This is a genomic window from Halalkalibacter urbisdiaboli (genome assembly GCF_002156385.1).
Classification (GTDB): domain Bacteria; phylum Bacillota; class Bacilli; order Bacillales; family Bacillaceae_D; genus Halalkalibacter_A; species Halalkalibacter_A urbisdiaboli.
In genome coordinates this window covers 68,762-81,202 of record NZ_MVJM01000003.1, presented here as the reverse complement: position 1 = coordinate 81,202, position 12,441 = coordinate 68,762, and the positions used below count along the sequence as shown (strand labels likewise).

At 36.0% G+C, this 12,441-nt stretch carries 9 protein-coding genes and 1 tRNA gene; 1 reads left to right on the top strand and 9 read right to left on the bottom strand.

Translation table 11 applies throughout. The features are described from left to right. Positions 1-219: 219 nt before the first annotated feature. The 7 genes from B1R93_RS14850 to B1R93_RS14820 all read right to left on the bottom strand — a co-directional run bounded on the left by B1R93_RS14850 (position 220) and on the right by B1R93_RS14820 (position 8,803). Positions 220-1,011: a Cof-type HAD-IIB family hydrolase gene (locus B1R93_RS14850; protein WP_088104764.1), complete on the bottom strand. Its 792-nt coding sequence runs from the start codon at positions 1,009-1,011 to the stop codon at positions 220-222. A gap of 211 nt (positions 1,012-1,222) precedes the next feature. Beyond that, positions 1,223-2,299, bottom strand: a complete 1,077-nt coding sequence (locus B1R93_RS14845; RefSeq protein WP_088104763.1) for an alcohol dehydrogenase catalytic domain-containing protein — start codon at positions 2,297-2,299, stop codon at positions 1,223-1,225. Positions 2,300-2,323: 24 nt separating this feature from the next. Beyond that, positions 2,324-3,232: an ABC transporter permease gene (locus B1R93_RS14840; RefSeq protein WP_088105646.1), complete on the bottom strand. Its 909-nt coding sequence runs from the start codon at positions 3,230-3,232 to the stop codon at positions 2,324-2,326. A gap of 89 nt (positions 3,233-3,321) precedes the next feature. Then, complete coding sequence (locus B1R93_RS14835) at positions 3,322-4,821, bottom strand: ATP-binding cassette domain-containing protein (RefSeq protein ID WP_088104762.1); 1,500 nt, start codon at positions 4,819-4,821, stop codon at positions 3,322-3,324. Between the two features lie 71 nt (positions 4,822-4,892). Further along, complete coding sequence (locus tag B1R93_RS14830; protein WP_088104761.1) at positions 4,893-5,855, bottom strand: ABC transporter substrate-binding protein; 963 nt, start codon at positions 5,853-5,855, stop codon at positions 4,893-4,895. Between the two features lie 487 nt (positions 5,856-6,342). Continuing rightward, a complete protein-coding gene (locus B1R93_RS14825; RefSeq protein ID WP_207634168.1) occupies positions 6,343-6,918 on the bottom strand; it encodes an ANTAR domain-containing response regulator in 576 nt (191 codons plus the stop codon). A gap of 34 nt (positions 6,919-6,952) precedes the next feature. Then, positions 6,953-8,803 carry a histidine kinase dimerization/phosphoacceptor domain -containing protein gene (locus B1R93_RS14820; RefSeq protein ID WP_165763831.1) on the bottom strand — a complete coding sequence of 617 codons (1,851 nt, stop codon included), beginning with the start codon at positions 8,801-8,803 and terminating at the stop codon, positions 6,953-6,955. A 625-nt stretch (positions 8,804-9,428) separates the two neighbouring features. On the opposite strand from B1R93_RS14820, the gene B1R93_RS14815 reads away from it, so the two are divergent. Beyond that, positions 9,429-10,349: a tyrosine-type recombinase/integrase gene (locus B1R93_RS14815; protein ID WP_280949500.1), complete on the top strand. Its 921-nt coding sequence runs from the start codon at positions 9,429-9,431 to the stop codon at positions 10,347-10,349. A gap of 87 nt (positions 10,350-10,436) precedes the next feature. On the opposite strand, the gene B1R93_RS14810 is transcribed toward B1R93_RS14815, so the two are convergent. Beyond that, positions 10,437-10,509 (bottom strand) — tRNA-Val (locus B1R93_RS14810). A 166-nt stretch (positions 10,510-10,675) separates the two neighbouring features. Next, positions 10,676-12,394, bottom strand: a complete 1,719-nt coding sequence (locus B1R93_RS14805) for a SulP family inorganic anion transporter (RefSeq protein ID WP_088104757.1) — start codon at positions 12,392-12,394, stop codon at positions 10,676-10,678. Between the last annotated feature and the right edge of the window lie 47 nt (positions 12,395-12,441).

Here is a 12,441-nt window from a genome sequence, read left to right as displayed (position 1 = left end):
AATCCACAATTACTCTAAACAACAAAAATGAAATAAAATTATTTAAGTCTGTAATCAAAATGTGATCACAGACTTCTTTTGATATCGTACTAAGACCTTTCAAATCAAGGAAGGTGGGCCCCTCACCTTTATTCTTATAAGCTATCCCATACCGTTTTATTAAGGCATGCCTTTTAGCAAGTAGTAGACCTATAATCCCCAAAATTAATTGACATTTCGTTAACCAATGTCTACAAATCTATCTAACGCATAGGCAACGCCATCGTCGTTATTAGACTTAGTAACAAAGTCTGCGGCATCCTTTACTTCTTGAGGAGAATTGTCCATGGCTATCGAAAAACCAGCAACCTCAAACATGGCTACATCATTAAAACTATTTCCCATAACAAGGACTTCCTGAGATGAAATTTGTAACATATCTATAATCTGTTCGAGTGCCTTTCCTTTAGATACGTTAATATTCATTACATCTAAATAAATATCATCGGAACGGGTAATATACAATTTTTCTTTATATTTTCGCTCTAAATATTTGAAGGTTTCTTCGATTTTTTGTGGCGTACTTGCAAAAATGATTTTATATAAATCTTTTTCACTCTCAACTTTGTTTGTGAGTCTAGCATTTATTTTTTCAAGTTCCCAATGTACTTTTACCATATTTTCGTTGAATGTATGCACTTCGCCATCAAAATATAGACTTATTGGATATTTATTTTTTTGTCCATACTCGATTATCTCACTTGCTAAATTGTTAGGTAAACCTGAAGAATAATGTATCTCGCTTGACAGAGGATTTTTGATTAAAGCACCATTCGCTGCAATTATGGGCGAATTGATACCTAAATGTTTAACATAAGGATATATTGATTCATAAGGTCTTCCACTTGCCAATACAACGCTGGTTCCTCCTCTCTTCATCCTTCGTATGACTGCAGTATTAGCTTTCGACACATTGTGCGAATTGTCTAATAAAGTGCCATCCATATCTAGTACTACTAATTTATACTGCAAAATATCAAACCTCTCTATAGTTTCAATTTGTGTTAATTGGTCAACTATTTTGTGTTTTTAGGTTTAGACTGAATTACCTCAACAAAATCCAAACAACCTTTCAATACATTTGGATTTTGTTGAGTTCATGAAGACTTTAGTGTTTACACGTCACTTCTCATCTGAATTGATTAAAACTGCTTTTATCCCTAATGTCCTGATTATTCCTCCATTAAGGTTTTAATGAAACTTTTATCGCTTCTGGGTTTTTAGCCATAGCTAATGCTTCTTGAAAATCTTCTAATTTAAAACTATGAGTTAAAATTCCTTCTGCAGTAAGCAAATTACGTTCAAATAAATCAATAACGATTGGGTAAGTATATGGACCTAAGTGTGACCCGCGTATATCTAATTCTTTTTTGTCCCCGATTACACTCCAATCTGTTGTTGTTTCTTGACCAAATACACTAAACTCCACAAATCTACCTAACTTCCTTACCATTTCCAAACCTTGCGTCACACCAGCTGGCGAACCCGTTGCTTCAATATATACATCACATCCATACCCATCCGTTAAGTCTTTCACTGCTTGAATCGCATTTTCTTCAAGCGGATTGATACAAATATCCGCTCCAAACTTTTTTGCCATCTTTAATCGTTTATTGTTCGTATCTAATACAACGAGCTTTTTAGGTGTTTTCAGTGCGATTAATTGGATCATACATAGTCCTAACGTTCCCGCACCCGCCATAACAACGACATCTTCAAATTCAATAGAGGCTCTTTGAACTGCGTGAACGGCACAAGCCGCTGGTTCAATTAAGCTTGCTTCATCGTCTGTTACACCATCAGTAATCTTATAAATTCTATTCGTACTGCCAAATCTCATATATTCAGCCATTGCACCCTCTGCAACGTCTTTTTGAAATCCGTAAATGTTATGAACTTGACACATCCAATACCTCCCTGTGTCACAGAACATACACTTTCCGCATGGATTAATTTGGTCCGTAGTTACTCGGTCACCAATTTGTAGATTATGTTTTTCCGCTGCTCCTTCTCCTAATTCAGTCACAATCCCAAAGAATTCGTGACCAGGAGTCACTGGTGCTTTTAACCAAGGGTCTTCTCCTGCCCAATACATGTCTGCACCATGATAAGCCTTTAAGTCACTCCCACAAATACCGCAAGCTTCTACTTTAATAACAACCTCTTCTTTCCCCGCTCTTGGGGTAGCTACTTCTTCTACTCGATAATCCTCTGGTCCATAGCAAACAACCGCTTTCATTGTTTTTGGTAATTTCATCATACAATCATCTCCTAATTTAATTTTCTAGTCTTTTTGACTCCAGCTACTATAGCAAATAGCTCCCAAAATTATCGCACCTTTTAAAACTAACTGAACATATGGGGATACACCCATTAAGTTTAACCCATTGCTTAACACTCCCATTAATAAAGCCCCTAGCAATGTGCCAAAAATATGACCGCGTCCCCCAGCAATCGCAGTACCACCTAACACAACTGCAGCAATCGCATCTAACTCAAATCCTACCCCTGCGTTTGGTTGACCTGATGCAAGTCGAGATGTTAGAATCATCCCCGCTATCGCTGCTGTTACACCACTAATAGCGTAGGCCATAATTTTATATCTTTTTACTTTTATCCCCGATAAACGAACCGCTTCCTCATTTCCACCAATTGCATAGATATATCTTCCAAGAGGCATGTGGTTTAAAATGACGTATGCTAGTAAATAAACAACAACCATAATAACGACAGGCATTGGAATGACACCAAACGCGTAGCCTCTTCCGATAAAAGTAAACGTATCAGGTAAACCCGATAATGGATAGCCGCCTGTGTATAATAAAGCTAACCCTCTCGTCGCTTCCATCATAGCTAGTGTCACGATAATCGACGGGATTTTGGCATAGGCTACAAACATTCCATTTATATAGCCAATTACTGTACCTAACACAATTCCAATTAGTACTGCTAAGTAAATAGGGATCCCGGAAACAAGCATCATACCGGCCATAATGGTACCTGTAAAGGCCATTACAGAACCAACCGATAAATCGATTCCCCCCGTTATAATGACAAATGTCATCCCTACAGCTAAAATAGCATTTATTGAAATCTGTCTTGCTACATTGGTTAAATTGTCTCCTGTTAAAAATTGTTCACTGACTAGAGACATAATCAGACATAATACTAAAAATGTTGCGAATATTAGCATTTCCTGATTTTCAAACAACCCTTTAACCTTAGTTATAAACTTATTCTTAGGTGGAATCGTTGTTTTAGCAGTTTCGACCTTTATTTCACTCATACTGGAGTACCTCCTGTTGCATAATGCATCACCTTTTCTTGAGTTGCTTCTGCAGCATCAAGCTCTGACATCATTTTTCCTTTATGCATAACTATCACTCTGTCACTCATTCCTAAAATCTCAGGTAACTCTGAAGATATCATAATAATCGACATGCCTTCGTCTACTAATCTTCTCATAAGCTTATAAATTTCTTCCTTAGCTCCTATATCAATCCCTCGGGTTGGTTCATCAAAAATTAAAATTTTGCAATCTGTGTTTAACCATTTGGCTAAAACAACTTTTTGTTGATTCCCTCCACTTAGAAACTTCACCTTCTGTTCCATAGTAGGAGTTTTGATAAGCAAGTCTTGTATGGATTGGGCTACTACATTTTTTTCTTCCTTTTTATCAATAAAGCCAATTTTCTTTGAAACCTTTTTCAAGATAGGCAACGTAATATTCCTTTTAACAGTAGTACTTAGAATGAGCCCTTGTGTCTTTCTACTTTCGGGAATTAGACCTATACCGTGAGCTAACGCTTGTGTAGGTGATTTTATATCTACCTTTACTCCGTCTAGATAAACTTCCTTTTCTCGGGTAGGATCTGCACCTATTAAGGCTCTTACCGTTTCAGTTCTACCAGCACCAACTAAACCAGCGATTCCTAAAATCTCACCTTTTTTCAACGAAAATTTAACATCTTTTAACACACTATTAGTTAGATTTCTCACTTCCAAGAGCTGCTCTTCCTCATTTTCCAGAGAAAGACGATTCGGAAATGCATTCTTAATCTCTCTTCCTACCATCATTTTTACAATATCCTGTTTTGTACAACCCGCCACATCTCTTGTCCCAACAAACTCTCCATCTCTTAAGCATGTAAGCCGGTCACACATTTCTAAGATTTCTTCTAAATGATGAGAGATATAGATAATGGTTACACCATTTGCTTTCAACATCGCAATTAAATCAAACAGTTTATCAATTTCCTTCCCCGTCAAACTGGCAGTTGGTTCGTCGAAAATTAATACCTTTGTATCGATAGCGATTGCCTTTGCAATCTCTATAAATTGTTGATTCGCAACACTTAATCTAGCAACTGGCTTGCTTACATCTATTTCTGCATTAAGCCGTGTTAGTACTTCCTCGGCTTTTTTTCTCATTGTCTTCTTATCTAATAATCCACCACTTTTTCTAATTTCACGCCCTAGAAAAATGTTCTCAACACTGTTTAGATATGGAATAAGACTGAATTCTTGATGAATTATACTAATTCCTAACTCCTGTGCTTCTTTCGGACTTGTAAATGTAACTTCTTTTCCATCTAAAAAAATCTGTCCTGAGCTAGGCTTTTGAACGCCTGATAAAATTTTCATCAACGTCGATTTTCCTGCTCCATTTTCCCCCACTAACGCATGAACTTCTCCTCTACGTATATCAAACGATACGCCTTTAAGGGCAATTACTCCTGGAAATTTCCTCGTTACATCTTGAATTTCTAAAATATTATCCACTGGTCTCACCTTCTCCCATCCTACTATTTTAGTAAAGTGCTCCCTATAGCAAGAGAGCACTCTTTGAAAGATTACCAGCTAAAGTCTGCTGCATTTTCGATTGTCTGTAATTCTACATCAATTGGTACTTCATTCGGTACAACTTCTGCCCCCCAGTATTTAGCTAGGCCCATTCCAAGCCCTACGCGAACTTGGTCTCTAGGGAATTGTGCAGTCGTAGCTTTAAATGGACCATCGGCTAAAATTGCTTCAATTACCTCTGGATGACCATCTACACTATAAAGCCATACGTCACGGCCCGAAGCTTCAATCGCACCAAGAGATCCCAAAGCACCACCATCGTTTACACTAAAGATTGCATCCAAATCTTGTTGAGATTGTAACATGTTTTCCGTTACATCCATCGCTTCACTTCGGTCTTGTCTCCCATTTTGAATATCGACAATTTCAATACCGGGATGCTTAGCAATCGCATCTTTAAAACCTTCCACTCTTTCAAGGATTGGAACTACTGGAATTCCATCTAAGATTGCTACTTTACCACTTCCACCTAAATCTTCAGCCATCTTCTCACCAGCTAAAAACCCTGCATCATAGTTTCTAGAACCTACAAACGAATCAATCGGTCCACTTGCTTGCGCATCAACCGCTACAACAATGACTCCAGCTTTCTTAGCCTCAAGAACAGCAGTTTCGATACTATCACTATCAGCAGGATTTATTAATAAAATATCAATTCCCTGTTGAATCATGTCATCAATATCATTTATTTGTTTACTTACATCATGACGAGCGTCAGTTACAATTGATTTTGCTCCAATTGACTCGACAGCTTCTTCAAAAGCTTCGTGCATCGTAATAAAGTAAGGATTATTCATATCTTGAAAAGCCATGCCTATAACTAATTCCTCATTTCCCTTTCCACTTGATTCTGTTTCTGTACTTGTATCGCTACTCTGATTTGCGCATCCGACAACTACTAACAATAATGAAATGAGGCCAAACATTAACAAAGCTTTTAACTTCTTGTTCATTTTAAATTCCCCCTAGGTATAGTTTTTTCACTCTCTAGTTATTAAGCGTTTACATTAGGTCATTAAAATAAAGCGCTTACGTTTTTGTGAGTAAAACAAAGCTGAAAACTCTTTAGACATACTGCGTCCAAACAACCTTTTACTTATTTCTTCTGGTCTATCCACTTTAAAGTTAGATCACCCCCTTTCAATTTTCACAAAAAAAATACAAAAGGGTGCCCTATTTACGTAATGTGAGCATGTCTATAATACATAAACATAACTCTCTACACGTAGATAAGGCACCCATAGCCAACGTATCATTTTATACCAATCGTAAGTATAAAATTTACCTAATATATGATTTACATTCTATTACTTTAGCATTTCCCTACACCAACCATAAGCATAGGATTAAATGCATGTAATGTTTAACTATTCAGTAACTTTAAATATAGTCTAATATTGAATAACCAACATGTCAACAACTTTTCAAAAATTACTTCCTTTAATTTTTAAAAAGGGAATCAGCTTTGATTAGATCATTTGCTACATCAACTAACTTCTGGTTATTATCTCGACTTATTTTTTGCAGGCGCTTCATAGCCTCAGGCTCTGTTATACTCATTCTGTCCATTAGTATACCTTTTGCTTTTTCAATATATTTACGTGCTTCTAACGCTTTCTTCGTGTCTTTTAACTCATGATGCAGCTTTTTAAACTCTTCAAATCTAGCTGAAGCGATATTTATAGCAATTTCCAAATCCCTCATTTCGAAAGGCTTGGTTATATAATAGAGCACACCTTCTTTTGTTGCTCTCTTAATAAGATTTTCATCATAATATCCACTTACGATAATACCAGGTATAAATAACTTTTCATTTATTTTTTTGAGTGCCTCTATTCCATCAAGGCTAGGCATATTGATATCTGTAATGACTAAATCCGGTTTTTTTTCAATTGCCATCTCTACAGCCTGTAATCCATCAGTAGCAACTCCAACCACTTGATGTCCAAGGTCCTCAATGTTCGATTTCAACCCAACTAAACATAAGTATTCGTCTTCAGCAATTAAAACACGCACTGTTGCCCCCCCCCCCAAATAATAATAAACTTAACTATTTATACAAAAAAATTCTCTGAGTCGGTAGCTTGCATATAACTTTTGTTCCCCCTTCTCCAGTTATCTCCATCTCTCCTTGAAACTCACTAGTAACAATCCCCTGAAGGATAGTTAGACCTAAACTATCTAACTTCTTTAAATCAAATTCCTTTGGTAATCCATGGCCGTTATCAAGTATATATAACTCAATCCTGTCATGAATGCGTTTACAAACTATGCTAATTTTTCCCGTTTCTCTTTCCCGAAAAGCATGTTTATAACAATTTGTTAATAGCTCATTAATAATCAAAGCTATAGACGAAGCTTTATTATAGGGAATGAGTATATTCTCTAAGTCTAAGTTAATTTCGATATTTGGGTCAACATTATTAAAGCTAACAATTGCCTCTATGATTTCTTTTACATTAATAATACTTCTCCCTAATTTGTCTTTTGACAGAAGATCATGCACAGACGCTATACTTTTAACTCGAGAAATAATATTATCGAGTGTTTCTTCTACTGAGTGTTCAGATGGTTTAGCAACAAACTTCTTTTGCAAGGAAATCAAACCAACAATATATTGAAGGTTATTCTTAATCCGGTGATGACTCTCCTGTAACAATGCCGATCTTCCCATCAACCTTGTATCTTCAATAGCAATCGCTGCATGTCGAGCAAATGCTGACAAATATTTAGACTCATCTTTTGAATACACGTAAAAGTCTTCATAGAACATCTGAATGATACCCGTTACCTGTGATTTAATTAAAACAGGTATACAAATAACTGTCTTCACATTATCAATTTTTTCAAACAAAGATGTAAATATACGATTATGCTGACTGGTATAGTATATACCATTCTCCCTAGCTATTTTAATTATTGCTTCTTTCTTTAATTGAGCTTGCAATTCCTGCTTCTTTTTGAATTCAAAGCGATCAATAATTGACTCTGTTTGTTCATCAATTAAACTAATAGAGCATCCATCAGCCTCCATTACTTTTGTCACTTCTTTTGCCAAAAGCAATAATACATCCTTTAATTCGTATTCCGATGTTAAGAATTCCGCAGCTTTAAAAACAGCATCCAAAACATTCTGTGTCCCGTCATCTTTAACTCCATCCCTACCCTTATAATGATAGTCTTCTAATTGCCTTAACAATTGTTGCGGGTCCTTTTTGGCTATATCCGCAGCGATCTCATCTTTGATTTTCCCTTTTGATAAAATAGAAATTCGGTCAGCAATCTTCAAAGCTTCTTCCCACTGTTTAGTTATAAATAAAATGCTTCCACCGTCTTCTTTATATCGTTGGATGATTCTCATTAATTTAGAAGCATTATTTGCTGATAAACCTTCCATAGGCTCATGCATGACAATCATTTCTGGTTTTTTTAAAAAGACGGATAAAATATTTACAATTCGTCTATTTTCTTTAGATAAGTCTTTTATTTTAGTTTTCGGATTTAGCTCAAAATCTGTTTTTTCTAAAATATCCTCAGCTTGTTTCTTTATTCTTTTCCAATGAACAAAAGGAAATAAACTTCTGGTAGGGATATTCCCTAATGATAAATTTTCTGCTACAGTAAAATCCTTTATTAATTTTGGTTTTTGGTGTAACAGTGCTAGGGTATTCCGATCTAGTGTTCTATTCTCTAGCAAATCCCCCTTAATTCTAAACATTCCTTCCACATTCTGATTTTCTTGTAAATTCAATAAGCTCTCAATAAAAATGCTCTGTTCAGAACTACTTTTAACAATCAATGCATGTATTTCATTATTAAACAAATTTAGATTAACATTATCTATATACCCTTCCGAATTACTATATGTTAAGTTTTTAATTTCAAGTACAATTTCAGACAAGTTATTTGCACCTCCACTTCTTAGTTTATAGAGAAATAAACTTTTCAAAATATAGCAGTATGATTTAATGTTATATTCGCCCACTCAAATTAATTTTATAGGGCAATTCAATTAATTGCACTGTTTTCTTCCTAACCCGTATTTGCAAAAAAATACAATAATAAAAAACAGTCTACCAAGGAGCAGGTTACCTTCATTGAATAGATTATTATAGAGGAAACTCAAATAGTAGTTAGCAGAATGAAGTGACATAAGTCTATTCAATGATCCCCCAGGATAATACGGCCCCCCCGTTCAGTTTGAGTAGTCAATGCAAATACATAATACTCTCCTTTTTTTCTCTAAGAAAATTGCCATATACAAACAACCACTCCTAATACGTTCAATAAATCATTTAACACTCTTAACCTCATAACCATTTTCTGAATTTATCAATCAACCTACTAGTTTACTTTAAGTCAATTACTTCACAAAGTCTGTTTATTCCATTAATTTTAACATAAAAATCTAATCCCTTCTTTATCACATCTTGTAAATAAATTTAGTAAAGGCACATACACACCTACCACGAAAAAATTAGTTTTTCATGAATTAATTGAGAAATGGGTTTTAAGTAAAAAAAAAGATTCGTGAGGTGACCTTAACAAAATATAAACGGTTATTAAAGAATCATATCATCCCAGCACTTGGTTTTATTGAAGTCACTAAGCTAACAGACGAGCATTTAAACCATTTCTACGAACAATTAAAAAACGAGAAGAACCTTTCTAGTACTTCGATTAATGACATTCACAAACTATGCAAACAAATCCTCTCTTACGCTGTAAAAAAGAAACTACTTTCAGACAACGTAGCTAACTTGGTTGAAGCCCCTCAAATTAACAAAAAGCAAATTCAAATTTGGACCTATGATGAGTGTAGAACATTTCTTGCTAGTGTTAAAGAACATAGAGAATACGTTGCGTTTTTACTAGCATTAACAACTGGCATGCGGCAAAGTGAAATTCTTGCGTTATCATGGAGCCATGTTGATTTAGAGAGTCAACTCATTTCTGTTGATCAAACTCTCGAGCGTGGAAAACAGTCTATCCAACCGAAAGTGAAATCAAAAAAGGGCTACCGTAGCATCCGAGTAGACCAAGAAACGATGATGGAGTTACGAAAACATCAATTTCGTGTTCATCAAGAAAAAATGTTTTTAGGTGAAGAATACCAAGATTTTGATTTAGTGATTCCAACTACAAAGGGAACACCTTTACACCATCGGAATTTACTACGGACTTTCTATCGATATTTAAAGAAATCCGATGTACGTAAAATTGACTTTCATGATTTACGCCACACACATGCATCTATGCTCCTCCAAAACGGAGCAAACCCAAAAGCTGTTGCCGAACGACTCGGCCACGATGTTCGAACTCTGATGGAAACCTATGCACACATCATGCCAAATATCCAAGAAGAAATCGCATCTGATTTTGGTTCAAGTTTTTATCAGAAAAACCAACCTCAAAACAAAAAGCAAAATAATGTGATCAAATTGTGATCAAAATGTAATTCTCCACCCTAACTACAGAAAAAAACACGCGTCTCAATTCATGAGAACACGTGCTACAATAGGTATTTCCTTGAATGACCCGTATTGGGCTCGAACCAATGACCTCCACCCTGTCAAGGTGGCGCTCTCCCAGCTGAGCTAACGGATCAGGGAATTAAACGATTTTATATCTTAGCGACAAATATAAATATATAATAAAACGCTCAATTTGTCAACGGTTCTTAGAAAAATGGCTGAGTTAGGAGCTTAACTAGAGGTCTCCCATCCCAGCACATGAACTAACCTTTTCCTAGAAAGGATTTTTCGAGGCTTTTCTATATTTGAAAATCGTTTACCCACTCTTCCTTCTCTTTTCTTGTTCGAACAAAGGAATATGGGATGTTTCGTTCTTTTAAGACTTGCTCTATTGATAAATAGTGAAGCTGCTCCTTGTATTGTTGTCCCCAGCCTTCTCTATCGATCGTATCTCGTACGGTTCCTTTCATATTTGCAAAAAGAACGGTCATGTTTTTCTCTTTTTGATAGTAGTCCATCAATTCTGCTAATACAGCCATCGCTGCAGTATCAATATCATTTACCCCGCTCATATCGAGAATCAGCCACTTAACTTTTGGCTTTTCATATAACAAGCTTCTAATCGTTTCATCCAAAAAAGAGCTGTTCGCAAAGTGCAAACTTGAATCGATTCGAATGATTAATAGTTCGTCAGATGTTTGTGCTTCTGGAAATCGCTGAATATCGCGAAAGGTGTTTGATTTTTTTATATATCCCAATTCAACAATGTTTGGTTTCGCACTTCTTTTAATTAATAAAAGCAAAGTAAAGAGTGCACCAACGAGAATTCCCCACTGAATGCCGATGAAGAGGGTAGTACCAAAAGTCGTTAACCAAATCCATCCTTCAAACGGCTTTACATGGAAAAGGTGTTTGACCTCTTTTAGATCAATTAACTTGTAGACCGCGACAATAATAATGGCAGCTAGAGCCGCGTTTGGTAAGTAATAAAAAAACGAGGTGAAAAATAATAAGGCGATGATGACGAACAAGCCGGTAATAACTGAGGTGAGCCTCGTTGCTCCACCTGCTTGATGATTGACGGCCGTCCTAGAAAAGCTTCCGTTTACAGGGAAAGCAGAAAAGCATGAACTTGCAACATTTGCTACACCTAAAGCTCTTAATTCTTTATTTGGATCAATTTTATAGCCTTCCTTTTGTGCAACGGCTTTTCCAATTGAAAGAGACTCCATAAAACCGAGTAAGGCAATTATAATCGAAATTGGGATTAGCATTTGAACGGTTTCAAATGAAATCGCTGGCACTGAAAAATTCGGTAATCCCTTTGGAACTTCACCGACGATATGAACGCCTTTATCTTCTAATTGAAAGAAAAAAACCATGAGACTAGCAAAAACGACCAAAAAAAGTGCTGCTGGAAATTGCGTATGGTAATGTTTTAAAAGGGTAAGGACAACGATACTTATTAGCCCTAATATAACAGATAGCCAATTGATATCTGAAAATCGATTAAACAGTTCAATTATAATAAAATGAACTTGCAAATAATTCCCTATGTCTACACCGACAATATGCTTTAATTGACTAACTCCGATAACAATGGCCGCTGCCGAAATATAGCCATTCATCACCGAATTTGGAATGAATTTAACGATAAAGCCAAGCTTAAACACCCCTAAACATAGCTGAACGGCTCCAACTAATAAGGCTAATAATAATACAATAGATACATACAATGATGTGCCCGGGTCGGCAAAGGCAGATACCCCTGAAAATACAAGGAGAGATGTAATCGCGGTTGGCCCAATTGATAAATGCTTTGAAGAGCCTAATAGTGCATAAATAAACAATGGAATCGTTGATGCATATAAACCCATTACAGGCGGTAAACCAGCTAACATCGCGTACGCCATACCTTGTGGGATAAGCATAACAAATAACGTTAGTCCTGCCAGCATATCTCGTTTTAGGAGCGTATTATTGACATTTAGTACGGTTTCACCTTTATTTTTTTGCATAGCAATCCTTTCCAGTAATTATGGTTCTAAACATTTATCATACTTTT